Source organism: Leptospira stimsonii (assembly GCF_003545885.1).
Lineage (GTDB): Bacteria > Spirochaetota > Leptospiria > Leptospirales > Leptospiraceae > Leptospira > Leptospira stimsonii.
The window spans coordinates 237,760-263,544 of the sequence record NZ_QHCT01000005.1 but is presented as its reverse complement, the minus strand read 5'-3'; the positions used below and the strand labels follow the sequence as shown (position 1 = coordinate 263,544).

Annotated in this window: 23 protein-coding genes; 7 read left to right on the top strand and 16 right to left on the bottom strand. The window is 43.3% G+C overall.

The window, feature by feature from the left end; translation table 11 throughout:
- Window positions 1-25: 25 nt before the first annotated feature.
- Window positions 26-1,327 carry a hypothetical protein gene (locus DLM75_RS17945; RefSeq protein ID WP_118969867.1) on the bottom strand — a complete coding sequence of 434 codons (1,302 nt, stop codon included), beginning with the start codon at window positions 1,325-1,327 and terminating at the stop codon, window positions 26-28.
- Window positions 1,328-2,076: 749 nt separating this feature from the next.
- Here DLM75_RS17945 and DLM75_RS17935 point away from each other — a divergent pair.
- Window positions 2,077-2,481 (top strand): DUF1761 domain-containing protein, encoded by a 405-nt coding sequence (locus DLM75_RS17935; protein ID WP_118969865.1) that lies wholly within the window; start codon window positions 2,077-2,079, stop codon window positions 2,479-2,481.
- Between the two features lie 115 nt (window positions 2,482-2,596).
- On the opposite strand, the gene DLM75_RS17930 is transcribed toward DLM75_RS17935, so the two are convergent.
- The 5 genes from DLM75_RS17930 to DLM75_RS17915 all read right to left on the bottom strand — a co-directional run bounded on the left by DLM75_RS17930 (window position 2,597) and on the right by DLM75_RS17915 (window position 4,559).
- The gene (locus DLM75_RS17930; protein ID WP_147456660.1) at window positions 2,597-2,893 is read right to left on the bottom strand and encodes a YciI family protein; all 297 of its coding nucleotides are present in this window, start codon (window positions 2,891-2,893) and stop codon (window positions 2,597-2,599) included.
- 168 nt (window positions 2,894-3,061) lie between these two features.
- Window positions 3,062-3,445 carry a hypothetical protein gene (locus DLM75_RS17925; RefSeq protein WP_118969863.1) on the bottom strand — a complete coding sequence of 128 codons (384 nt, stop codon included), beginning with the start codon at window positions 3,443-3,445 and terminating at the stop codon, window positions 3,062-3,064.
- 154 nt (window positions 3,446-3,599) lie between these two features.
- The gene (locus tag DLM75_RS17920; RefSeq protein ID WP_118969862.1) at window positions 3,600-3,953 is read right to left on the bottom strand and encodes a hypothetical protein; all 354 of its coding nucleotides are present in this window, start codon (window positions 3,951-3,953) and stop codon (window positions 3,600-3,602) included.
- Between the two features lies 1 nt (window position 3,954).
- Window positions 3,955-4,164, bottom strand: a complete 210-nt coding sequence (locus DLM75_RS24300) for a hypothetical protein (protein ID WP_158586488.1) — start codon at window positions 4,162-4,164, stop codon at window positions 3,955-3,957.
- A gap of 86 nt (window positions 4,165-4,250) precedes the next feature.
- Entirely contained in the window at window positions 4,251-4,559 is a 309-nt protein-coding gene (locus DLM75_RS17915) for a hypothetical protein (protein WP_167731779.1), read from the bottom strand.
- Between the two features lie 184 nt (window positions 4,560-4,743).
- On the opposite strand from DLM75_RS17915, the gene ispG reads away from it, so the two are divergent.
- From ispG to DLM75_RS17890, 4 genes are all read left to right on the top strand, one after another.
- Window positions 4,744-6,735, top strand: coding sequence for a (E)-4-hydroxy-3-methylbut-2-enyl-diphosphate synthase (gene ispG / locus DLM75_RS17910; protein WP_118969861.1), 1,992 nt, complete (start codon window positions 4,744-4,746; stop codon window positions 6,733-6,735).
- 494 nt (window positions 6,736-7,229) lie between these two features.
- A complete protein-coding gene (locus DLM75_RS17905; protein WP_118969860.1) occupies window positions 7,230-9,029 on the top strand; it encodes an adenylate/guanylate cyclase domain-containing protein in 1,800 nt (599 codons plus the stop codon).
- A 2-nt stretch (window positions 9,030-9,031) separates the two neighbouring features.
- Window positions 9,032-10,309, top strand: a complete 1,278-nt coding sequence (locus DLM75_RS17900; RefSeq protein ID WP_118969859.1) for a FecR family protein — start codon at window positions 9,032-9,034, stop codon at window positions 10,307-10,309.
- Between the two features lie 217 nt (window positions 10,310-10,526).
- Window positions 10,527-11,246, top strand: coding sequence for a hypothetical protein (locus DLM75_RS17890; protein ID WP_118969857.1), 720 nt, complete (start codon window positions 10,527-10,529; stop codon window positions 11,244-11,246).
- Between the two features lie 141 nt (window positions 11,247-11,387).
- Here the strand turns inward: DLM75_RS17890 and DLM75_RS17885 are convergent, their stop codons facing one another.
- The 5 genes from DLM75_RS17885 to DLM75_RS17865 all read right to left on the bottom strand — a co-directional run bounded on the left by DLM75_RS17885 (window position 11,388) and on the right by DLM75_RS17865 (window position 15,416).
- Entirely contained in the window at window positions 11,388-11,576 is a 189-nt protein-coding gene (locus DLM75_RS17885; protein ID WP_118969856.1) for a hypothetical protein, read from the bottom strand.
- Window positions 11,573-12,364 carry a pentapeptide repeat-containing protein gene (locus DLM75_RS17880; RefSeq protein ID WP_118969855.1) on the bottom strand — a complete coding sequence of 264 codons (792 nt, stop codon included), beginning with the start codon at window positions 12,362-12,364 and terminating at the stop codon, window positions 11,573-11,575. The genes DLM75_RS17885 and DLM75_RS17880 overlap by 4 nt, the downstream gene beginning before the upstream one ends.
- A gap of 58 nt (window positions 12,365-12,422) precedes the next feature.
- Window positions 12,423-12,626, bottom strand: coding sequence for a 50S ribosomal protein L31 (gene rpmE / locus DLM75_RS17875; RefSeq protein WP_100787719.1), 204 nt, complete (start codon window positions 12,624-12,626; stop codon window positions 12,423-12,425).
- 20 nt (window positions 12,627-12,646) lie between these two features.
- Window positions 12,647-14,098: a transcription termination factor Rho gene (rho, locus tag DLM75_RS17870; protein ID WP_118969854.1), complete on the bottom strand. Its 1,452-nt coding sequence runs from the start codon at window positions 14,096-14,098 to the stop codon at window positions 12,647-12,649.
- A 145-nt stretch (window positions 14,099-14,243) separates the two neighbouring features.
- The gene (locus DLM75_RS17865; protein ID WP_118969853.1) at window positions 14,244-15,416 is read right to left on the bottom strand and encodes a CBS domain-containing protein; all 1,173 of its coding nucleotides are present in this window, start codon (window positions 15,414-15,416) and stop codon (window positions 14,244-14,246) included.
- A 1,348-nt stretch (window positions 15,417-16,764) separates the two neighbouring features.
- Between DLM75_RS17865 and DLM75_RS17855 the strand changes: the two genes are divergently transcribed.
- Window positions 16,765-17,571 (top strand): hypothetical protein, encoded by an 807-nt coding sequence (locus DLM75_RS17855; RefSeq protein ID WP_147456659.1) that lies wholly within the window; start codon window positions 16,765-16,767, stop codon window positions 17,569-17,571.
- A gap of 1,350 nt (window positions 17,572-18,921) precedes the next feature.
- On the top strand, window positions 18,922-21,198 hold the full coding sequence (locus DLM75_RS17840; RefSeq protein WP_147456658.1) for a right-handed parallel beta-helix repeat-containing protein: 2,277 nt from the start codon (window positions 18,922-18,924) through the stop codon (window positions 21,196-21,198).
- 369 nt (window positions 21,199-21,567) lie between these two features.
- On the opposite strand, the gene DLM75_RS17835 is transcribed toward DLM75_RS17840, so the two are convergent.
- The 5 genes from DLM75_RS17835 to DLM75_RS17815 form a co-directional block, all read right to left on the bottom strand.
- Window positions 21,568-21,876 (bottom strand): hypothetical protein, encoded by a 309-nt coding sequence (locus DLM75_RS17835; RefSeq protein WP_118969847.1) that lies wholly within the window; start codon window positions 21,874-21,876, stop codon window positions 21,568-21,570.
- Between the two features lie 380 nt (window positions 21,877-22,256).
- Window positions 22,257-23,483, bottom strand: a complete 1,227-nt coding sequence (locus DLM75_RS17830) for an LL-diaminopimelate aminotransferase (protein WP_118969846.1) — start codon at window positions 23,481-23,483, stop codon at window positions 22,257-22,259.
- On the bottom strand, window positions 23,467-23,832 hold the full coding sequence (locus tag DLM75_RS17825) for a DUF2203 domain-containing protein (protein ID WP_118969931.1): 366 nt from the start codon (window positions 23,830-23,832) through the stop codon (window positions 23,467-23,469). Before DLM75_RS17825 ends, DLM75_RS17830 begins: the two co-directional genes overlap by 17 nt.
- Before the next feature lie 5 nt (window positions 23,833-23,837).
- The gene (gene pyrB / locus DLM75_RS17820) at window positions 23,838-24,764 is read right to left on the bottom strand and encodes an aspartate carbamoyltransferase (RefSeq protein WP_118969845.1); all 927 of its coding nucleotides are present in this window, start codon (window positions 24,762-24,764) and stop codon (window positions 23,838-23,840) included.
- 73 nt (window positions 24,765-24,837) lie between these two features.
- A complete protein-coding gene (locus tag DLM75_RS17815) occupies window positions 24,838-25,770 on the bottom strand; it encodes a fatty acid desaturase family protein (protein WP_118969930.1) in 933 nt (310 codons plus the stop codon).
- Window positions 25,771-25,785 lie beyond the last annotated feature (15 nt).

The window sequence follows — 25,785 nt, the reverse complement described above, 5'->3', positions numbered from 1 at the left end:
GGAAAGAAGAAGAACAAAAAAGTTTTTAGAGTTTCTGAACGATCGGAAGAAAAAGGTCTGTGAGTTTTTTTCTCTGAGTCGCATCCGGGATTCTCGTAAAGAGTTGATCCATCTTTTGACGAAGAGAAGTCGTATCCGGATATTCTTCGAAAAGTTTTAGGATATGTGGCCAGGCTTTTTTTACGAGTTCTTCCATTCCGGGTCCGGCGGTGCGCGAAGCCACAAACGCTCTTTCGAGACCTGCTCTGAGATCGGCAAAGGTGCGAGTGAGTTCTAAAACTTTCCAGAGTCTGGATTCTTTGAGTCCGCTTCGAGAAGAGAGGGAAGCAAGAATCGAATTCCAATCCACGGGTTCGTTTTTCATTTCTTTCAAAACATACGTATGAAGTTGAACGAGAGAACTCAGCTCGGGAGGAAGGGTCATCACCCACTTCTTATAGGCGTCGGCTTGTCCGTCCTTTTGAAACTGTCGGACACGGTTTATACTTTCCATATATTTGGAAAACGGAATGATCACCGGAGGTTCGGAAGGTTGCGCCGGTTCCTCTTCCACAAAGGAAGGTTCTTCGAAACCGCCAAACTGAAGATCGTCCACGTCGCTTAACAAATCGTCTCCGCCCGAAACGGAAACAGGAGCCGGAGAATCGTCCTCATCCAATTCTTCTTTTTGAAGAACTAAAGGTTTGCCCGAAAACTCGGAACCGAACTTTTCTACGATCTCCGTGAGAATCAAGGTTTCGGGTCCTTTCTTCAGAGGTGGTGGAGGAGCGACCGGTCGTTTCGGAGCTCCCGGCGCATCCGCCTTCGGAGCCTCACCAAAAGAAGAAGCCGAAGGTTCGACGTCCTTCCCGGTCGCGTCGTCCCGAAGAACCACGTAACCTTCCATTCCGATAAAACGTTTTCCGGGAGGCACCAAGGTTCCGAAAGTTTCGACGATCTCTTCGGAGATACGCGCGTATTTTTTCTTTCTCGGCTTACCGGTGTTAGACTTTTCCTGTTCTATGAGTTTATTTTTGATCCCGTTATGTGTGTTCATGAAATTCTTATTCATGAAGGCCGAAAGTTCGGCTTGGGAAACGCCGAGATATTCCGCGAACTTCGGAAGGTGATCGAAAAACTGTTCCGTTTTTTGAATGTTATTTACGATATAAGAACGGACTTTTTGTTTGAGAGCTTCCTGCTCCGTCGGAGAGATTTTTTTTCCGGAGATCAGGCCGTTGAACAACTGGATATGAGTATGAAAATAACTTAAGAATTCTCCGTACGCGGTGAGCTCGTATTCACCGTGGGAATTCTGTTCTATGATTTTCTTTTCAGTTCCTGACATACGATTCTTAATTTCCGGAGCCTAAGACTTTTTCGATTCTTCTTTCGGATCGATTGATTCAAACCTTTTCAAAGGGCGGTCTTTGGCAAACCTTCGCCAGTTTTCCCTTCGTTTTCAGGAATTCAAGACATTTCGAAAGATAAGCCGTCTCGAATTCAAGGAAACTCACGCACAAAGAAAGAATCGCAGAAACCGACAAAACTCGGTCCGCCCCGACCTTCTCGAAAAATTCGGCAAACAGAAAAGAAAAGAAGTACGAAACTCGGCTTCTTCACTGAATCCGTGGGGGAGAAAATTGAACGATCGAAACGTGATGGAAAAACGTTTTTTTCTATCAATGGGTGGGAAACGGTTGCCGATCAAGAGACGAATATCCCAGGAAAAAATATATTTCCCGATTCGAAAAGAAGCGAAAACGCCGATTTCTAAACCGCGTTCTTCCCGATCGGATGGAATTCTTCGGCTTTCGTTCTAAGTGACGAAATCGCTATCCGTTTCCAAAGCCCTTTCGAATCGTACCAGGACGGTTCGATATTCCTCGATCGAAAACCGACAGGAAGGGGGATCGGAAATCCAGCGCAGACTTCCGTAGCTCTCTTTCTTCTTGCGAATTCTCGAAAGAGTTGCGTTTACGGAAGTCGTAATCGTTTCTCTCTTACCGTTTCGGAAAACAAATACTTTTTAAAAATAATTCGCTTCCATTCGCCAAATCCGTGTTAGAATCTTTCAACATTTCGAGGGATAGTTTTATGAAAAAGTTTACGCTTGCCGTATTAGGTTATTTGATTCCAACGTTCCTACTCGGCGCGTCCTGGCATTTTTTATTTTTCCACGAGTTATATGATTCCTTCGGTATCTACAATCGTAAAGACCCGATCATCCCTTTAGGATTTGGATCCATGCTCATTCAAGGAATCGTCTTAGCGTATCTTTTTCCTTTCTACAATACAAAAGGGAATTCGATCCGTAGAGGAATTCAGTTCAGCCTCATTCTGGGAGTTTTCTTATACTCGATAACCACTTTAGCGAATGCGGCAAAGATTGAAATAAATTCGATTTCTCTTTGGTTCGCGATACAGGCAGTCTTTCACCTCATCCAGTTTACGGTCGCGGGATTCTTTCTCGGATTGGTGTATAAAAATCCGGATTCTTAGAAATCAATTCCTTCAAAACTCGGAAAGAAAAGTGCATTATAGAATTCGAATCCTGCGTTCCGGTTTCCGAACGCAGGATCCTTGAATGATCATTTTCTGAAACGGGCGATCCCGATTAACCTCCGGAAGAGCTAATCTCGAAAACTTTTAAACTGGTAATGATCGGGCATTTACGCGCAATTTCTTCCGCCTCTTCCATACTTTCCGCATGGACGATAAGATATCCGGTGATCGCGTTTAAGTCCAAAGGCAATTGAATCGTTCCATTGCGCGTGATCTCTCTTCCTTTTGAAAAATGTCCGCCTGCGTCGGCAATTCTATCTTTGATCAAAGCAAACCAAGTTCCCCATGCTTTCATGATTTCTTGCGTGGGTTGTTCAAAGCCGATAGACAAGAATAAATATTTCTTCATTGAGCCTCCGAATGATCCGGACTTAAGATAAGAATCGAATTTCAAAGAATCAAGAGATTCTTGCTGAGAGGTCGGCCATTTGGAGAAAAAAAATCGATTCGTTCCCGAAATAAGACACAAACGAATGATCGAAATCCATTTTTTAGAAGGTGCATCGTCTAAAGCTTGTTAGATCTTAGAGAGTCTGTGAATGAGAAGCGATCCGATAAAGACTTCCAAAAGACTCAAGGGAACCGCGTAGACCAATAGCGACAAAGGCAACATTCCCAGGTTCCAAACGACGATCCACATCAGAACAAAACCGACGAACCAACCGATCAAAAACGTCTGTGTAAGAGTAAACTTCCGAGAGAGAATATAAAGAACCTCTGCGAGAAAAAGCGACCAGAGGACCCAAACGGCTCCGTTGATCGGTTCCGAAGGGAATCGTAAACCCTTACTTTCATAGTGCAAAACCCAATACGATTTGAACAAAATTTCATTTCGGAAGAATTCGGATGTTACGATCCAAAGCGCGGCCGCTAAAACGGGAAGAATGATTTTTCGAAACATATGGATACACCTCCTCATTTCGGAAATAAATTTCCTGCAAAGGAAAACTGCGTCCATCCGAATTCTGCAAATCAAAGGAACAAACTTCCCTTTCATTCAAAGACGCACCGAAGAAAAAAATACGGATTTCGATTCTTAAGTATCGGATTTGAAATCAATATCCAGCTTTCAACTGACGGCAGTAATAACGGATCGGATCCTCGTCCGTTTTGTTTTCCCGAAGAAGTCCGACCGAAGCTGACTCCGGCTTTTCGGCATTGGTAAGAATTTCCAAAAAGAATTTCAGTGGAAATTCGGGAGAATCAACACGGATGATTTTCTTTTCTCCTTTCACTTCGTATGTCGCGGGAAGAGCGATCTTCGTGTCAAAGGTAAATTCAGAATCCTTTATATTCTTTTCCTCTCCTTGATACAAGGTCACAAACGGGTTTAGATAGGAATCGTTTTTTGGATGAGCGTAGACTTCGATAACACAAATGTCTCGAGAAGAACAACGAGGTTTTTCCATTCTACATTTGAACACCATCTCCGCGTATCGGAGTTCCGTCCCCCAAACACCCGCCGAGAACGATCCAAGAAGGAACAAGAAGAGGATCGACCGCCAAACATGGATACGGCGATCTGGATTCGTATTTTTGAAAAAAGAATCGAAGTGCCTGCGAGGATCCATATGTTTTCGGAAAACGGCTTTCATTCTTCCCTCCGAATTCTTTCAACAAACGATGCCGATTTCTTTTGAAGAAAATCCGGATCAAGAGACGGAGTTCAGCGAAAAACGAAAAGGAAGAGATTTTTTAATACGAATTCAGATTCTTTCTTTAACCAAACTCTCTCCCGATTTTAGAGAAAGAATTCGATAACGTAAGAATGTGTTGCAGGTCGCCTCTTCCGTATAACGCACCAAATCGTAATCCGGTCTGGGAGAACGGAAGAAGTTGGAATGAAGAAGTCTCTCTCCGAGTTCTCTTTGAATATGAGCCCTCGCTTCGGTTCTCCGAGAATATTCGGAAGGAATGATGACGTCGTTTTTATAAGACAAAATATTGCCGCGATAGATCGCAACGGTGACCCGAATTCTATAAGTCTCGTTGGGTTGCAAAGAAGGAAAATCCATAATCAATTTATTTCCAGGGCTTGTGTTTGTATATATCGGAGCCCGCCAGGTCCAAATCAAATCCGTACGTAAAAAATAGAGCCCCCCTTCTTACAAAAAAATCGAGAATGACGAGCGGGGAAATCCCGGGAAGACTGTCTTATAGAGAGGGAAACCGGTCGAAAGTCTGGAATTCTAAACGGCAATGAACTTTAGATACAATCATACACCATTCGCTTATCAGAGAAGAAAAACGAGAGAAGTAAAAATCGGAGACGTGGGAGTCGGGGGTGAAAATCCGATTCGAATCCAATCGATGATAAACAGCGATACGACGGACACGCAGGGTTCCGTGAAACAGATTCTCGAACTCGAGCGCGCCGGTTGTGAGATCGTGAGACTTACCGTTCCTTCCCAGGCGGACGCGGACAATCTCATAAACATTCGAAACGAACTTAAAAAAGTCGGAAGCAAGGTTCCACTTGTGGCGGATATACACTTCACACCGAGCGTCGCGATGAAAGCGGTGGAGTATGTGGAAAAGGTAAGAATCAATCCCGGAAACTTCGCGGATAAGAAGAAGTTCGCGGTCCGAGATTATACGGATTCGCAATACGACGAAGAGTTGGAAAGAATCTCCGAAATTTTTTCACCGCTCGTTCTTCGTTGTAAGGAACTCGGGGTGGCGATGCGAATCGGAACCAATCACGGATCTCTTTCCGATCGAATTATGAACCGATACGGAGATACTCCGCAAGGAATGGTGGAATCGGCGATCGAGTTTATAAGAATCGCTGAAAATTTAAATTATTATGATATTATTGTGAGTATGAAAGCCTCGAATCCACAAGTGATGGTCCAGGCCTACCGAATGCTCGCTTCCCGGTTCGGAGAACTCAGAATGGACTACCCTCTTCATCTCGGCGTGACCGAGGCCGGGGACGGAAAGGACGGAAGAATCAAATCCGCGATCGGGATCGGTTCTCTTCTGGAAGACGGACTCGGTGATACGATTCGAGTTTCTTTGACCGAAGATCCCGTTTTGGAAATCCCCGTCGCGAAACTACTCGCAGATCGGTTCAACGGAAGAATCGCGCAGGACCAAAAAAAGACGAACGGATATTCCGAATTTCGCAATCCATTTTCGTATCAAAGATTTTATAGCAGTCCGATACGAATCGGAACGTTCGAAGCCGGGGACAACCATCCGGTTCGAGTCGAGACCATTCTTCCCTTTCGAGACACAAATTCTTTTTTGGCAAACGTCGCCAAACTCTATCAATACGGAAAATCTCTTTCACTGGAGCCGGAAAGTATCGTCGTCGATTCTCCCGAACCGAATCAGCTGGAGGAAATTGCGGAAGCCGCGCAAGCGCTTTCCATTCCGGTCGGAATTCTTCTGGGGAAAAATATTTCGCTCAACGAAAAATTTCAGATGGAATTGAAACGTTTTCCGAAGGTCGTCTTCGATCCGTTCTTACAGTTTCAGGACGGAGAAAAGATGCTCTCCTTTTTGAAAGACAGACAAAGCGCCGGCTTATACACCGAAATTCATACGAACGGAGAAAGGATCGAATCCTTAAAAGGACTTCCGGAAACGTTAGCCGAAATGGGGATCCAAAACGTTTTATTCTCCTTGGAAACCAAAGAAATTCTCTACGACTATCGAAAGCTCGGAACGATCCTGAGCCATTTCGAATTTCCGATTCTTCTTCATGGAACGTTTGCGGACGCGGACTCGGCGCTTTACGGTTCTGCGATTGGAATCGGCGGCCTTTTGATAGACGGGATCGGAGATCTGATTCGAATCCAAACCTCCAACGAGGAAGACATAGAGGAAATCTTTCAACTTTCCTACGATCTTTTGCAGGGAACCCGACTTCGTTTAACAAAGACGGAATACATTTCCTGTCCATCCTGCGGTAGAACCCTCTTCGATCTTCAAGAGACCACGGCGAGAATCAAGGCAAGGACGGGGCACCTCAAGGGTGTAAAAATCGCGGTCATGGGTTGTATCGTAAACGGTCCGGGGGAAATGGCCGACGCGGATTTTGGTTACGTCGGTGCGGGCCCGGGAAAAGTGCATCTCTACCGAGGAAAGGAAATCGTGATGAAAAACGTCCCGAGCGAAATAGCGGACGAAAAGCTCGTAGAGCTCATCAAGAACAACGGACTCTGGCAAGAATCCGCTTCCTAAAAAAACGATTCGACAACGGCAATTCGCTGGGCTCGAAAGCGAAATTGCCAATCGCGACTGACGTTCCCGAAAATCGGCCGTTCATTCCCTGGCAAAATTTGTCCCAAAATTGAAAAAAGTTATTTCCGTGCATGAGCGGACTATTCCGATTTTGATCGGAGGAACGATTTCGAAAATCGGGACAAGCCCAAGAATCGGAACGAATTTAGCTCTAAAAAAAATAGGAAAAAAATTGGGAGAAAAGAGAATTTAACATCGTCCCTTCCTAGTGCGGGACACAAAAAAGTTCGAGATGCTCTTGTAAAAAATCTCCCATCTTTTCTTGCGCATTTTTTTATAAGACGCAAATCTTAGTCACAAGTAGTTATTTACTCGATTCTGAAAGTCCAAAATCCGATCATTTTAAGAGAATCCCTAAAATAGTGTTGTTTTATAAGTTTGGCTGAATCAGATAGACTCAATTTATTAACAAGTAAAACGCAAACGGAAACGTTATGAATTCATTTCTCAATCTATACAATTGGAACATCCGTCAAAAACTGATGGTGATCATTTCGTTCATCATCTTGGTTTCCTTAGGAGTGATCATCGCTCTTGCGACCTACTTTTTCAAATCGGACAACGAAGTTCGAATCAAAGAAAACAATTTAAAACTAACGGACGTTATCAGTCAGAAAGTGAGATCGGATGTTTCCTCTCTCACAAAACGTTCCCTGCTCCTCGCGAGATCCGTCGCCGGATCCGAAGAATCGAACAATATTCTGGAAAGCGAAGACGATATCTTCTACCTAAAGATTTTTAGAAAAGAAAACGGAGACTACAACGGGGTCAAAAGAATCGCGAGCGAAAGCGCTCTGAAGGAATATAAAATTTCCGGAGAAGATGCAGACAAGATCGTTCGAAAATATCTCAACGGACAAAAGAAAGCCCAGATCGGAAAACCGGTCGTATACAACGTATCTCCCGATTTCCATAAGCCAGTTCTATTTCTTTCCGTTGCGTTGGGAGACGGAGTCAATTCCGCGGTGATCGTTTCTCTCGTAAAGATGGATTCCATCTTGGATTCTTTCAAAACGTCCGGAATCACCCAATTCTTCCTCGTAGGAGCGGACGGAAAACTCATCGCTCACTCCGATCCGAAACTGATTCTTCAACCGACCAGTTTTGCCGATGATCCGATCGTTAAAAATCTTTTGGAAAGTTCCATCAGCAACGGACAAACCCGTTATAAGGGAAAAGACAATCAATACTACTTGGGTTCTTTTAGAAGAATCGGATACGCCGGACTTGGAGTGATTTCCAGTACATCCGAGAAAAAAGCGTTCGAAGAAGTATACAACATTCAAAAGAGAAATCTCTATCTGATGTTTGTCGTCGTAAACGTTTCGATTTTATTCGTGTTCTTTTATTCCAGAAGATTGACAAGACCGATTCTTAAACTCGTCGACGCGTCCAAAGAAATCGAAAAGGGAAATTTTCAACTCACTCTCGAAGCGGAATCCGGAGACGAAATCGGAAAACTAACGACTTCGTTCGTGGAGATGGGAAAGGGTCTTTCCGATCGAGACAAGATGAAAGACGCTTTCGGAAAATTCGTAAACAAGGACATCGCGGAGATGGTCCTTAAGGGAGAGGTGAAACTCGGAGGAGACAAAAGAGAATGTGTGATTCTTTTTTCCGATATCCGAAATTTTACTTCCCTCTCCGAGAAGATCGAACCGGAACTCGTCGTCGAATTCTTAAACCAATACTTCACCGCGATGGTAAAATGTATCAACGCAAACGGCGGAAGCGTGAACAAATACATAGGCGACGCGATCATGGCCGTATGGGGAGAATTGGGACACACGGAATTCGATACGGAAAAAGCGATCCAAGCCGCACTTGATATGCGCAAAAGTTTGGTTCAATTCAATAAGAATCGGGGAACCGATAAGAAGCCGAAAATTTTCATTGGAATCGGAATCAACACCGGAGAAGTCATCGCGGGACAAATCGGTTCCGAAGATCGTTTGGAATACACCGTCATCGGAGATACGGTCAACCTCGCATCCAGAGTGGAATCGCTTACAAAAGTTTTCGGCGCCGACATTCTGATTACGGGAAATTCTTACGAAAAGGTGAAGGGAATTTTTACTGTAGAAAAGTTAAAGCCGATCAAGGTAAAAGGAAAAAAATCACTTCAAACCATCTACGCAGTATTAGGTCATTCTAAGGATAAGAATTGCCCTAAGAATTTGAAGGAACTGAGAAAACAAATCGGAATGGAATTCAAACCGGGCGGGTCAAAATAAGAATGACGAAAGAAAGATTTCTTTCAGGCGATCGAGCCATCCTGGCTCTTCTTGTCTTCAATATAATCTTATTCACCGGTATATTCCTATATGATTATACTCAGTATGGATACAAGGGAAATCAGAAAGTCATAGGGACGATCCTTTTCAAATCCAATACGATCCAGAGAAAGTTCGATTCCGAAGTCGTTTGGAAAGATATTGAAATCGGTAATTCGATTCAAAACAGAGATACGATTTTGACAACGGAAGGCTCCCAGGCGAAGCTAAAACTTTTGGATGGAACCGAAATCCTCATCGCCGAAAATTCGATGATCTTCATAGACTATCTCGACAATCGCGCCAATCTCGAAATTTCAGTCGGCGGTCTCCAAGTAACGAGAAGACCGGAAAACAAAGACAATCCTTCTTCGGTCGGGATTCGTTCCGGGGACGGAGTTTTAAAACTTGTGGAAGGAATCGTAAACGTAGAAAAGAAAAAGAATCAGAAGAATTTGGAATACGCGATTCTTTCCGGAAGTATCAAGGCAGATCCAAGCAATCCGGTTCTTTTATATCCGAAAAAGTCCTTGGAAGGATTCGAGAAATTATTTCCCGTTGCGGCAACCGTACAAACCACGGAAAGTATTCAATCCGCTTCGGCGTCTTCCAGTTCTTCGGCGGGAAACACTGGTTCGAGTAATTCTTCGCTTAACAATTCCGGAACGACATCTTCCTCCGGTTCTTCTTCCAATCCGAATTCTTCTTCGTCCAAGTATTCCGATCCGACACAAGATCCCAATTATGGAAAGTATGATAATGGGAATCCGAATTATAGAAAAACTGCCGGGTCCAACGGCGATTCAAACACCGGAAACAACTCCGGAAATCCTGCGGGGAATGGACAAACGGGACTCAACACAAAGTCGGGCTTGAAACTGGAAAAGACCGGATCGGAAAACTCTCAGGCAGATAATAAGAATTCAAAAGGCAATTCTCAAAACAACGGAAGTGGTCCTTCCAGAACCGGCTACGATCCGGGAGATTATCTCGGAAAACAAAAATACGAACAAAACAAGATCCAAGAAAAATCGGATCCAAGCGCCCCCAAAAACAAAACGGAAACATCAAGGACGGAATCAAAATCCGATTCCAATAAATCCGGCGCTTCAACCAACCAAGAAGTAAAAAAACCGAAACCTCCTCGCGAATTGACTCCGGAAGAAATCCAGAGACAGGAAAAAGAGAAGCGCAGAAGGGAACGGGAAGACAAGGAACAAAGAGAATTCCTAAGAATGTAACTCTCGCGCCTTGGAGAGCGAATTCGCAGTCGTCGGGAAAGATCGCGGAACGAAACCTAGAACGAAGATTTGGTTTTTGAGAATTTTTCCCGGTCTTCTCTTGAAAAAGAATACGAGTCGTTCCAAAACACACTCAATTCCCTCCAAAAAATCAAAACTTGCTTACATTCGCTCCTCGAAATTTACTCTCAAAAACTATAAATTAGGATAATAGAATATGGAAAGCTTAAAGATAATCAAAAAACTCGTTTTCGAGGTCGTCAAAAACCCTCATTTTTGGGGGGTTATCGGTGCTTTTATTTTTCAATCCATCGTCTTTCAAAACAAAAGCATACTTGTGTCGTTCGGAATCTTATCTTTCCTGATTTCGTTCATCTCCTTGCTCCTGGCGATCTACCCCATATACGCTTTATTGAAACTTTCTCATATAATTCTCACACCTTCGATTCAAGGAGTGGCAACTCCGTTTCGAAGTTTTCTTTTTCTCCTAGTCAAATTTCATCTAAAATACATTCTATATATCATTCCGTTCATCATCGTACTTTTAATCGGATATAGCTATGGATTATTTGCAAAGCAGGATTTCAATAAACCTCCTTTAGTCATTCTTTCGACTTTTTTTCAGGTAACCTATTTTCTGTTTCTTCTCCTAACAATCGGTTCGAGAGATCACAAAGATCTCTTCAAAAAATTCGTTTCATTCTTCACTCAGCAGAAGAATCGATTGTTGATCACATTCTTTTTTCTTTGCAATCTCGCACAAAAGACGTTCTGGATTTTTATGAATGAAAGCACCGAGTTGATTTACCCAATCGCCTATGGAATTTACGGATTGCTGATATTATTCAATGTGATCTTATTTATCTTACTGACGAAACATTGGGAAACGTTTTATTTTTATACCAGGGAAGAATCTAAAATCAAAGTAGCGAGCTGATCGCAAAGTCGAGCCGCCAACCTCTCAAAGGAGGGTTCATTGCCGAGAAGAAGATGAAATCCTGCGAACGAAAAACAAAGAAACCCTTGCGAAAGCGATTCGAAAGGAAATCTTAAAAAGAGGATTTAGATCGAAAAATTCTTAAACGGGAACGACGTCCGCAGGCGTGAGAGATTCGATATTGTGAGTAAAACCTTCTTTATCGTGAAAGAGGACTACGAGTTTGTCGTTTTCAAAAGAAATGACTTCTACGATCGAATTGGTATGAACAAAAATTCCGTTGTGGAGAAAGGTACGTTTGGTGATTTTAACTTTGTCGCCCGGTTTCATTCCGCCTCTTTGTTGAGATAAAGATCTTTCCCTTCTTTTTTCATAACACTGAATAGATGAATTTGTTTTTGATCCAAGCGAGTTCCGATATCGTAGATCGCATCGGTAAAGTCGGCGCCTTCCACGTTTGCACCCGCGAGTTTCGCCCAACGAAGATCGGCTCCTCTGAAGTTCGAGTTTCTCAGATCGGCGTTGTTCAAAAAAGAACCTCTGAGTTTTGCCCCTTCGAAATTCGCACCTACAAAGGAAGAATTTTGTAAGAATGCGTGACCCAAATTGGCGCCTGAAAAATCGACCCCGTCAAAATTCTGTTTTTCTAATATAATGCTCGAAAGATCTTCTCCTTTCAGAGAACCCTTTTCTTTTAGAATTTCGAGTGCCTTCGAAGCGGTGATTCGTTTTTCTTTCGGAACCCCTTCTCCGCTTTCATAATCTTTCACTGCTTGTAAAAGTGCGGCGACCGCAGACTCGGGATAATTCTTTCTTCTTTCCGGAAATTCAAACATCTGCTCGATATCGGAAGGAGTTACGGATTTGATTTGATCTACGGTTTTCCCTTTTGCGTATTCCGTCGCCATCGCGAGCGCGACGATTCCAAAACCGCAACCGGTCGTTGTATAACTTGCGTCGGTGATATGATCGGAGGAGTCGATTTTGAGATAAATGCGGTAGCCGTCCCCGCAACCAACGTTTCTGTAATTAGAAACTACGGTCGCATCCTCCATCTCACGATAGTTGACGCGGTCGTCGTTGATTTGTTTGTACCGTGCAAAGTCCATTACGCTCATGAAATTTCTCCTGCCCGGTGTTTAGACGGCATAAAAAAGATAGCGAGAGTGAAAACTCTTATTGCATCTTGTATTTTTTCTTGAACTTATCAACCCGACCGGTCGTATCCACGAGTTTGGATTTTCCGGTAAAGAACGGGTGGCAAGCGGAGCAAATTTCAATGTTGATATCGCCGATGGAAGTTCTCGTTTCGTAGACGGTTCCACAGGACGCACAGCTGATTTTAGCTACTCTATAGTTTGGATGAATTCCAGTTTTCATAGTTTCCCTTTTTTTAGCGGTTACTGGGTGTTCATGCTGGCTAAAAAGGCATCATTTGTCTTCGAAAGCCTCATTTTCTCCAGCAATAATTCCATGCTTTCCGTGATGCTCATAGGAGAAAGTACTTTTCTCAGAACAAACACTTTCTGAAGAACGTCCCTTGCGATCAGGAGTTCTTCCTTACGAGTTCCGGACTTGTTGATGTCGATGGCCGGGAAAATCCGTTTGTCGGAGAGTTTCCGATCCAGGTGGATTTCCATGTTACCGGTCCCTTTGAATTCTTCAAAGATCACCTCGTCCATCTTGGATCCGGTGTCGATCAATGCGGTCGCGATGATGGTAAGAGAACCACCCTCTTCGATGTTTCTCGCGGCTCCGAAGAATCGTTTCGGTTTGTGAAGCGCGTTTGAATCCACCCCACCCGAAAGAATTTTACCGGAAGTCGGAATCACTTGGTTATAGGCTCTCGCCAATCTTGTAATCGAATCCAGAAGAATGACGACGTCTTTACCGTGTTCTACGAGACGTTTCGCTTTTTCGATGACCATCTCGGCGACTTGAACGTGTCTCTGAGCCGGTTCGTCGAACGTGGAAGAAACCACTTCTCCCCGGACGTGACGAGCCATATCGGTCACTTCTTCCGGACGTTCGTCGATGAGAAGAACGATCAGAGTACATTCCGGATGATTGGATGTGATCGCGTTTGCGATATTCTGCATCAAAATCGTCTTACCGGTTCTCGGAGGCGCTACGATGAGAGCTCTTTGTCCTTTTCCGATCGGACACATGAGATCGAGAATTCTCGTATCCAACATGGATGGATCGTATTCCATCTTGAGTCTTTCGTTCGGATAAAGAGGAGTTAAGTTGTCAAAAAGAGCACGTTTGCCTGCGACATCCGGAGTATAACCGTTTACGGTTTCCACACGGAGCATCGCGAAGAATCGCTCGGATTCTTTCGGAGGACGGATCTGACCTTCTACCGTATCTCCCGTTCTCAACCCAAAGAGTTTGATCTGAGAAGGAGAAACGTAGATATCATCCGGACCCGGAACATAGTTATAATCGGGAGAACGTAAAAAGCCGTAACCGTCCGGAAGTTTTTCCATGACGCCCGCGGCGTGCACTTGTCCGTCTCTTTCGGCTTGTGCTTGAAGAATGGCGAAGATTAAGTTCTGCTTTTTAAGCCCACCCGTATTTTCAACGCCCAACCCCTTTGCGACTTCGATCAAGTCACCGATTGCTTTTTTCTTGAGTTCTACGAGATCGATCGGAGAAGGAGTGGGACCGTCATAACCGCCTCTTTTGCGTTTCCGAGCACGATGATCCGCGTTGTCTGAAGATTCAAATTCTTGGGATTCTTGTCCCGTGATTTCTTCTTCAACGGATTCGGTGGTTTCGGAATCGTTTTGGTTGTGGTTATTATTTTGGTGGTGGTGTCTGTTTTTATTGTCTCGTCTTGCTGTTGCCATAAGGAGCTACTTGAGTTTAAAAAAGGGGAAGGATTCGCCTTTTTGAGATTTTATTTTTGAGAATACAGGGTGGAATGAGAGATCTGCTAAGACCGGCTCTACTCTTGAGATAAAGGATGGAAGGGAACGTTGTCAACGAAATTATTCAACGATGCTTTCTTTTTTTTGCCGGCGTTTTAGAAGAAGCCGACTTCGAAGAAGATGTTTTCTTCGGAAGAACGGAAGATTTCGAAACATTCTTCGGTTTTTTCTTGGAGGAAGAAGAATGTTTTGTTCCAAGAGAAGTTTCCGTATTCTTAGAGTTTTTCTCTACGGGTGTGATTTCGACTTCCTGTGAAAGACTCGCTTTCTTACGGGGAATCGGATTCTCCCTGGAAAGCGAATAACGGCTCTGCATTTCCAAAAACTTGATCCGATTCTGAAGAGTGGTTCTAGGAACTCCTAACTCGAGCGCGGTATGCGAAATATTGTCCTGATTTCGCTTCAAAGAATGAAAGATAAAAGCGCTCTCCACTTCCTTGAGCATCGTTTCGAGAGGAAGTTTCTGGAGAAATGCGTCGCTCACGGATGGGAATTCCAATCCATTCTCATCCTGTTGTCCCAACCCGGAACGAGGAGAAACGAAGTGATAGAGATATCCTACGATCTTCGAGCCTTGTTTGAGGACGATGATCCGAACGTTGCATTCGAGCTCGTTTACGTAAGTCTGAAGAGAAAAGGGAGAATTTCCTTCGAGACGAAGTTCGTTGGTCTTTAAGTAATTCGCAAGAAGATTCTTACTCATTTCCTTGAGAAGCCTCTCCGCCTGGAGAATCGAATCTCGAAAGTATTTTTTTGTAAGAATCGTCTGTTCAAAGGTTTCGTTGTAAAAGATAGAACTTCCTTCGAGATCGGTCGCCAAAAGTCCGTCCGGAAAATTCTGGAGAATCAATTCCATAAACCAAGAACGGGAACTTTGTTCCAGAGCCTGTTTTTTTTCTTCGGTTGCAGGCTCTTCCGTGCGCTTGGGAGCGACGAGTTTTCCAAGTCCGGCCATGACCTGGACCTTATCCCATTCTTCCTTTTTTTCCCCGGTTTTGGAAAGGACAGGAATCGATTTTTGTCTCTGAAAATACTGGAAGAATGATTCGGGCATTTCCGTTTCTAAAAAAGAATCCGGAAGTTGTGCATATTCCCGGTCGGAAGAACTCAGGTCCGCCATTTCCATCTGAATCAATTTGCGGGATAAGAGTCCGATCAGATTTCCTTCCTCATCGATCACGGGAAGATGCGTCGCCGGAGTCATGAGAAAGTATCTGTAGAGGGCTTCTATTTTCATGAAAGATGTAAAATGATCAAATGCCGAATCGGCGTCAGAATACTCTTATTTTTCGGATGGGAAGAAAATTCTTCTCTTTTTTCGGCAAGAAACGGGGTTTCCGGAAAAGATGGAGAGACCGCCGACTCATTCAAGTTCGTCGGAACACCTGGTCTTTAGTAAGAACCCGGTTTGTGTGAGTTCCTACGTTTCACTTTTTTCACTGAAAGCGCGTTCGCTTTCAGAATCGAAAGTTTATCCTAAGAAGACGAATCTAAAAGGCAATCCCCCGTAAGAGCGTTGATCCGTGTGAGTTCCTACTTTTTGGAAATCAGCTTCGTGAGCAATCGCGAGAAAGACGAACTGCAGGAGTTCCTACTTTTTTTAAACTGCTTCGCGAGCGATCGCGAGAAAAATGAACTGCGGGAGTTCCTACTTTTTGAAACCGCTTCACGAGCGATCGCGAGAAAGATGAACTGCGGGAGTTCCTACTTTTTTGAAACCGCTTCACGAGCGATCGCGAGAAAGATGAACTGCGGGAGTTCCTACTTTTTTGAGACTGCTTCGCGAGCGATCGCGAGAAAGATGAACTGCGGGAGTTCCTACTTTTTGGAGACTGCTTCGCGAGCGATCGCGAGAACAACAAACTGCGGGAGTTCCTACTTTTTGAAATTGCTTCGTGAGCGATCGCGAGAACAACAAACTGCGGGAGTTCCTACTTTTTGGATCCAATCCTATGGAAGCTTTCTCCGATCACACAAAACTCTGAGTTTTTACTTTGAAAGGAGTACAACTCCCCAAAAAAGAGTCAGTACTGACCTTCCAGAAGGCGAATCTTTCAAGAACCCGTAGGGAAAGTTGAACAAGGCTCTAAAACCGAACAGAGTGTGAGTTCCTACTTTTTGAAAATCGAGTTAGCATTAAAAATTGGAAATAAAGCCTTTCCTGAAAAATAATCTCACAATAAGAGCTTAGGAGCAGATAGCCAGAGCGAGAGAAAACGTGGCGATCTCATCAAACATTCCATTTGTCATGATCCAAATAAGTACATTTGTTTATACATAGATTATTACTTTAGGATATATTAATGTACTTTTATAAACTAATATTTTATAAAAAACATTTCTCTTTGACAAAAAGAAAGCTCATTGTATCTAAAACACGGAATTGGTGGGCAAAGCCATTCGGCGCAAAAAAAACGTTGTTCCCTGATTCAAAGGGGATAACAATCGAGAATCACTTTGAAAAAAACCATTTTCACGATCAATTCTATAATAGCATTAGAATAGTATACCATTCTAATTCGATTCAATTCATTAGAAAACGGGTAAATATACTTTCCAAAGGAGTTTTAATCTCGATCATTCCCTTGCTCTTTTTTCAGAATTGCAACTCTGGCGCGGAAAACAAAGACTTAACGGCTCCTTTCGTTGCAAGCCAGTCTTTTTTCGCCACCATTCCACCGACCTTAAATGAATTAAAAGTCAATACGGTCTATCAAACGGGCTTTCCAGAGGACTCCCAAAAAGTGGAAATTTCTTTCTCTTTTCAGCAGACTCCGACCAAGCCCTATTCCATTAAGGCTTATATAGGGAGACCGAATTTTATCGAGCTTGATGCAGATGGAACGACAGTAAGAAATTATATCAAAGCGGTCGATCCAAGCGATTTCTTTCCCGATCGATTTATTTGGACTTCTCCGGAAACCTCTGCCTTCTATCAAATTATTGTCGTAACGTCCAATTCTTTCGGAAAATCCACGAAGAAAATTAATTCCATCGCTCCGACACCGCCAGCCGGACCATGTAGTGGAGCGATTGCGGCCCCTACTACGATAGGAAATTGCGCACAACACTGTATTGAAGTTACGATGAACGGAAATTCAATGGAGTTCGTCGCGAAATATACCACAACGTCCGTTCAGGATTATCTTTACCTGGATTTCACCACGGAAAATTCCAAGGGAAATACGGGGCCCATTCCATTGACTTTCGTCGAATTGGGTTTAGAAGAACCTCCGGTCCCCATATCGGCTAACACGTATTCTACGATGAAGAAGTCTTTCGACACACAGGCTTATACGGACGCGTGTGTCAACATTGCCTCTTATACTTTTTTGAATTCGGCAAGCGGTTCCTCCGATAGCTTCGTAACGAAGAAGATTACGGTTCCTTAAACGCCTCTCCAATAGTGGATGAACTCGATTCGCAAAATTCAAGTTCGTCTCCTTGGACCAAGATACTGAACGCAACAAATTCTCAAAACACGTTAGAAGATTCTAAGGACATTTATTTTTCATTCCTGAGATCAGCAGATGGTCTACTTCTGGCTCTAAGGCGAACTCATTCCGAAATTTCATACTTTCAGAGAAAGAATCATATTATCGTTTCAGAATATTTTTTTACGAATTGGATTTTTTCAAAATTCAAATTCGATATAAAAACCAACCTGCACTCATTTTATACGATTCTACAACAAAGAAAGTAGATCGCAAACGAGTGAATACGGAGAGGAATCCAGAATTTTCAAAAGAAATCATCGGCAACTCCACCAGATTTTTAGGAAAATTCGAATACTCCTTTCCTGAAAAAGAAAGATTCTAAAATCAGCCTCTTCTTGAGAATGAATTCGCTTTCCACCTTTTTTTTCCTTTAGCAGGTTACTCGTGTTTCTTTCTTCCTCTTGTAAAAGTTCTGAGAGCGACAATCGGATGGCGTTAACGTTCGAAATTATATTCAAGAAAAGTTAGATCCTGATTCGGTCTTTCCCGATCGATATATTTTTTTCTCACCGGAAACCTCACAATCAGTTAAGATTCTCGTAATTGCCTCGAATTCGTTTGGAAATTCTTCAAAGGAAATCCTTTCTTTTCCTCCGGCAGATCCGTGCAAAGGCACTGTCTCTGCTCCGACTCCGATCGGACACTGCGCAGAAAAAAGAAAAACCTTTGCAAAGATAGCGGAACCATTTGTTCGCTCTTGCAGGAAAATCGGATCTTACGTTCTCGATATCCGAAAATTCTTTTTTTCCAAGAATGGTGGAACAGAAGAATATCATACGAAGGACTTGCCGGAATGAAGATCACGAAGTTCATTTTTAACGGAAAAACTTCTTGGAACCCGTTCTCTTTTTCTATTTTCTCTCCTAACTCTTCTGAAAATTTTATTTTGAGAAGATGCTCCAATCTAGGTTCGATCAGAATTTGTCGATCTACTCCTTTTTCTTCCCTCTCACGAGTACCTCTTTTACCAAAAAAACCGACCATCATTGTTTCAAAACTCAGACCGGAAGGCTCTTCCATTCTTTTGGGCTTCTCATCCTATAAGTTGTGAATCGAGCTTTCAAAAAAGAAATAAAATAGAAGCCCGCGGTTTGTTGTTTTTTACGGATACTTTCTTATAAATCGATGAATAAATATTATAAATTCAGATATACCTTCAACCTGTTCTTCCTTTTGTTAATCAGCTTCTCTTTCTTTTTCACCTGCGTCCCGAAGCCGGAAGGAAGTTCTTTTATTGATGCCGCTGTGTTTTCCAATTTTCTAACGAATGCACAAACTCCTCTCAACCTTAAGATTCGAGTTCAGGGTTTGGCGAACGGCGGCTTCTTCACGATTACAAATCAAGATTCCGAAGTTCTTTCGATTACTGGAAACGGAGACTTCGAATTTTCAAAGAAGAAGCCCAAATACTCCGAATTTTCCGTTTCCGTTCTTTCACAACCCGTCGTCACTCCGAGTCAAACGTGTCAGATCACAAATCCTACCGGCATCTTAAGTCCTGATTCCAACCTCGTTGAAGTACGCTGTGGTACGAAATTTTTTAATCTCAATCTGAATGTTTACGGCATCGCTACGACGGCGACCGGAACACTTTCGGTTCGAAATGGAGCCGTCGATACTTTAAATTTAACGAACGACGGAACATTTTCTTTTTCCGGTCAAGTGCCGGATCTAGGTTCTTATTCTGCGACAATTCTTTCCAGTCCGAACAAACACACTTGTGTGATGGAGACCATTCCTCCCGCTACAGGATCGATAAACGGTTCATCGGTGACTCTCAACGTGAATTGTTTGAGCTTAATCGACTCTCTACCTATCGATCAAACCGCAATCGGCCCTCTTGACAACGTCATTCTAACGTTCTCTAAGCCGGTAACTCCGATGAGCTGTAATTTCTCGGCGCCTCCCGCTCCTTGTTTTGGAGATATGAGTGCGTCCGCTCTCGCTCCGACGGTCGCAAGCTACACCGCAAACACTCTGACAATCCGTCCTAATTTAAACTGGAACAGCGGCATCAGGCAGTGCATTCAACTTTCTGGATGTACGGAAGCCGGAACCAATCGTCCATTCAATCTTCCACGACCGACGAGTTATGCCGTCACGAATCAAATCAAATATGTGAACGGACTCGGCGCCAACGTAGGTTCTTGCGGTTCGGTCGCCACATCGTGCAATAGCATTCAGTATGCGGTTTCCCAGTGTAATACTCTTTCGCCTTGTTTCATTCTCGTAGCCCAAGGCACTTATCCGATTTCTGTTCTTTCCGATAGGATCATTCTAAAGGATCAACTTCAGCTCTTAGGAGGATTCAGTTTAGATTTTCAATCTCGTGATATTGTCGCTTATCAAACAACGATCCAAGACAACCTTGGCATCGGCGCTTGTGGGGGAAGCGACCTCACGTCGTGTGCGGCGATCGCTGGCGGAAGTTTAACTCTGACTGCGGATCTGGTCATTCAAGGTTTTACGATCATTACAAATCCGAATAATGCGGTTTCGACCGGTATATGGTTGAATAATATTTCTACGGGAGCTTCGACGTTTAGAATCGATCAAAACAAGATTCTCGGTACGGCGTCCAGCGCGCCTTACGGCTTGATGCAAACTAGATCGGGCATCTATGCTTCGAATGTTCGAAATTCTTTCTTTATCACTGGAAATTATATCTTAGGCGGAAGCGGGAATTCCATGTCAGTCGGGCTTCGATTGTTCAACGACACACAAGGATTTGTTCTAAACAACTCGATCAGCGGAGGATCACACCGCAACCTAAACGACGGAATTGATTCGTCGATCGGAATCGCGATTAATAACATGGCTGACAACACTACCCAGAGCTTAGTGATCGCGAATAATATCATCAATTCCTTTCACGTCAACGGAACACCGGCGATTAACGCAGTCACTTCGAAGGCGATCGAAGCACTATCGATCAATTCTCCGAACTTTTATGTGTTCCACAATACGATGTATGGTGGTAGTGGAACAACTCGGTCTTTCGGAATCCATCACCAAAGTACCGGAGTATTAAACTTAAACATCGTAAACAATCAGATTCTTACAAATCCTTTGGCAACGAATAGAGTTTGTCTAAACTACGATGTGAATAACGTAAATAACACTTCGGATTTACGAGGAAATAATTTTTTCGGATGTAATCCCGCAGTGGCTTCTTCTCCAGGCGGACAGTTCAGGGTTTGTGGTATCGAGCCGAGTCCTCTACGAGATTCATTTCTATGTCTAACACCTCTAACGAATAATACTCAATTGAATTTTGCACACGATCCGATATTTCCAAATCCAAGCGGAAACCTGGACGTATTGTTATTGAATTCAAATTCGAAATGTAACTCCGTTTACGGCGGGGTCGATCCGGCATATCCACCTGCAATCGCCCAATTCTACAGAAAGGATATCACCGGTTCTCTCCGAACTTCGAACGCACTTCCAGCACCGGTGCCAGCGGGTTCTTTCGGATATTCCATAGGGGCATTTGAATACAACGGAAATTGTGTACCTTAATGCAAATCCATTCCATTTTCAGAATGTTTCATTTAACCGTAGAAAGGGAAGATTCAACAGGAGAAGTAAACATACGATTGATCTGAACTTCGAATGAAGAATCACAATCCTCTTTCTATCGTATTTAAAGGATACGTTTTCAGACCGTACGATCCATTTCGATCTTCTTTCGGAATGAGCTTGTAGAGGGATTCGATTTTTAATTCCAACTCACGAAGTTTGGGTTCTTATGCTCCGGATGCTAACGATGGACTACGAACCAAGAAGTGTCAAAGAAACCCTGGAGTAGAATTCCCTACCCAGGGTTTACGCGTTAGACCAGAAATTCGATATTAGTATTTAAGTGATGCGGAACCAATTCGGTTTCGACTACTTTTTTGCGGCATATACAATACAACTATAGTATGTACTGCCCGATGCAGAGTATTGTTGATTCGCGCCTGATCCCATGGTTCTACCCGAGACGTAATACTCTTGTTTGCATTCCATCGGTTTCGACTCTTTATATTCTGGGAAAATTCCTTGAATCTCTTTTAAAGCCGCTTCCCTTGCTTCGAATTCGGTCATTCCGATTCCTTGGATCACCGCTTCCGTTTCCGTCTTTTTTAGAGTTCGTGTATTCATAGAACAACCTACGAAAAGAAGAATAGAGACGCAGATAAAAATATTTTTTCTCATTGAGAATACTCCTTATAGTTCTTAAAGCGGCTATATTTCGTCTAACTTTACCGCTTTAGAAAAACAGAATTTTGGAGTGCTCTTATCAGAAAAGAATTATTATTAAAAATTCTGAATTCTTCTTCACTGATTATTTGAGAGGAAAACAAAATTTCGCGTATCAAAAATGATAATCGGAAATGCCGTTCGGTCTCGTTTGAGACTTTCCTTTCCTCAGAAAACAAAAACGTTCGAAAGAAGAGAGGTTCTTAAATTTAAGATTATTCGAAGGAGAATTTAAAAGTTCGACCGAACAAAAAGAGAGGAAAGCAAACAAACCAAATCGATTCCGTTAGAAAGAATCCACGAAAGTTTTGGTTTGTTTGGCCGTAATGTATTCCTTAGAGAGCGGAAATTCTTTTGATCGCTTCTTCTACGTCCTCTTTTTTTCCAAAGGCACTGAGACGAAAATAACCTTCCCCCGCGGGACCAAAGCCGGAACCGGGAGTCCCGACCACTTGCGCTTTCTCTAAAAGACGATCGAAAAAATCCCAAGAAGAAAGATTGTCGCTCGTCTTCAGCCAAATATAAGGAGCGTTGACTCCACCGAAAACTTCGTATCCTGCTTTTTTTAGACCTTCTCGAATTTTCGCCGCGTTGGACATATAGTATGTGATGGATTCTTGAATTTCTTTTTTTCCTTGAGGAGAATAACAAGCTTCCGCGCCTTTCTGCGTCACGTACGAAACACCGTTGAACTTCGTCGTATGTCTTCTACTCCAAAGAGAATTGATGCTCACTTCTTCTCCGGACTTCGTTCTTCCTTTGAGTTCTTTCGGAATCACGATATACGCGCAACGAAGTCCCGTAAAACCCGCCGTTTTAGAAAAGGAACGAAACTCGATCGCAACTTCCTTCGCACCTTCGACTTCGTAGATGGAACGAGGAACGCCGGGTTCGCTGATAAACGCTTCATAAGCCGAATCGTAAAGAATGATGGAATTATTTTTCTTCGCATAATCCACCCAAGCTTTCAGAGCTTCTTTTGTGGTCACGGTTCCGGTCGGGTTGTTCGGATAACAAAGATAAACGATGTCCGCTTTTTCTTTCGGAATCTCCGGTTGAAAACCGTTTTCCTTCGTCGCGGGCATATAGATCAAATTGGAATACCTTCCATCGGCGCCGATCTCACCGGTTCTTCCGGCCATCACGTTTGTGTCCACATAAACGGGATAAACGGGATCGGCGACAGCGATCTTCGCGTCCGTAGAAAAGATTTCTTGAATATTCCCACAATCGCATTTCGAACCGTCCGAAACAAAGATCTCGCTTTCGTCGATCTTGATTCCCAAACTTCCATAATCGTTGTCCGCAATGGACTTTAGCAAAAAGGAATATCCTTGTTCCGGGCCGTAGCCGTGAAAACCGCCTGCAGTTCCCATTTCTTTGGAAGCCGCGACCATCGCATCCACAACGGAAGGAACGATCGGAAGCGTTACGTCTCCGATTCCTAAACGGATGATTTTCGCGGAAGGATTTTTTTCCGAATAAGCCTTTACCCGTTTGGAAATTTCGGGAAATAAATAACCCGCTTTCAATTTTAAATAATTCTCATTGATGTTCGCCATCTTCGTTTTCCCTTTCGATTAATTTTCTTCCGGCAAAACCTTCTTCGTAACCGTGTTCGAAAAGAAGATCCTCTTCACCGAGGTGCCAGCAATAATATCCGTTTCCGTGATCGAAGTCTATGAGCCAGAGGCCTTTGACTTCGATTCCGTATTCCTGAACTTTGGAAGACCATTCGAAGATAGAATTCCGAACGGATTCTTCCTTTTGTTCCATTTCATTCTCGGGAAGAATTTTTTCCCGAAGCTCCGTCGTCAGTCCTGAAACATAAGAATAGTATTCTTCCGTAATCTCTCGAACCGTGGGTAGAATGATACGCGCCTCTTCGTATGTCCAGATTTTACGTTCCAAGAATTTTAGAAATCCTGTCCTAAGGAAAGACAAAGAAGAGTCATTCTGCTCACGACTCCGTATCTCGCCTGCCTGAAGTAGGCCGCGTTCGGAAGATCGTCCACGTCCGTGGAAAGTTCGTTCACACGAGGAAGCGGGTGTAAGATCGTTGTCTCTTTTTTGGAAGCAAGGATCAATTCTTTGTTCACCTTAAAAAGGTCCTTGAGTCTTTCGTATTCCTTGTGATCCGGAAATCTTTCCTCTTGGATGCGAGTGACGTACGCGACGTCGCAATCCCAAACCGCTTTGATATCGGTTGTCTCTTCCCAAGTGATCGAAAAACCCTCCAGACCTTTTTTATACGATTCCGGAAGCGCCAGTTCGGGCGGTGAGATGAGATAGAGATGAACCTTATAATGTCTGAGTAAATTGATAAGCGAATGAATGGTTCTTCCGTATTTCAGATCTCCGATAAAAGCGACGGTAAGACCGTCTAACGTTCCTTTTTCGGAAATGATCGTATAAAGATCCAGAAGAGCTTGAGTCGGATGTTGCCCAGCTCCGTCACCTGCATTGATGACCGGAATTTTTACCGCGCCGGCGGCGATTCGAGAAGAACCTTCCACTGGATGACGAATGACCGCGATGTCGGCGTATGCCTCGATCATCTTCATGGTGTCGTACAACGTCTCACCTTTCGAGATGGAAGAGAATTGAAAGCCTACCGTGGAGATCACTCTTCCTCCGAGACGTTCCATCGCGGCTTCAAAAGAAAGACGTGTTCTCGTGGAAGCTTCGAAAAAGAGAGAAGCCAACAGTTTCCCAGTAAGGATTCCGAAGGCCTTGTTTTGTTCCACAAGGCGTTCCATATCTCTCGTTTTTCCGATGAGAAAATCCAGATCGGCTTTGGAGAACTGCTCGGTATCCAAGACATTCTTATGATTATAGGACATTAAGCGACAGAATGGAAAAAATGCCCCTTTTGACAATCAAATTGAAGAGCGATGATCGCAAATTTGAACTTTCTTAACGAGTGTTGGAATTCCGATTCGGAAGTGGTAAGAGACCGTGAAACTGGCGCAACGTTTGTCGAAAAAGAGAAAGATCCATTCGATCCTCCGTCTTAACAAACTGATTTGGAAGACGATTCCAAGGACAACCCGGAAAAAGATGATGAATTCGATGAAAGTTAAAATTGAGAAAAAGAAGAGAAATCACTTTTGGAACGTTTAGGTTGTAAGAAGAATTGGAGTCGTCGATTTCTTTCCCGTAGTGATACGAGTGATCCAGAACGGAAACGATAAAACCTCTGAGTATCAACATCCCTCCTAAAAACCAAAAGAAAGAACCTGAAAAAAGAAAAGCAAATCCAAAGAGACAAAGAATCGCAAAAGAATCGATTCGCAATTCGCGAACGATTTCCGGTTTTTGAATCTGTTTGAAAAATGCCTTCTGCACGGGAAGACCGGAAACGTATTTTTCTGCGAGTGGAATCGAAAAAGAAAGAGGTAAGGAAAGAAAAAAGCCGCCGAAAACTTCTAAGAAATACGTTCCTTGGAAAAGCTTTAAGTAATAGAAGAATTTTTGAATCAGAACCGGAACCCCGTTCTTTTCTATAAATTCGATTCTTTCCCCTTCCTGGCGATTGAATTTATGATGCATAAGATGCGCGGTCTTTGCGACTTGATAAGGAGTTCCGAAAAGAATACAAAGAATTCTCCCCGCGAGATGACTTTCGTTGCGAGAGTTCGAAAAATTTCCGTGAACACATTCATGGATGAGCGCCCAGAGAGTATAAGAAAAAATCTTAGAGAAAAAGAGTAAAATCCAGATGATCCAAGGAAATCGAAATAGCCCGATCGTGTTCCAAAAAAAAAGACATAAGAAGAATACGCTTAACAAAAAGGCGATGATTCTATTTTTCTTTTCCGGAAGATCTCTTTGCGGTGCGCTTGTCATTCTTTGAATCCGAAA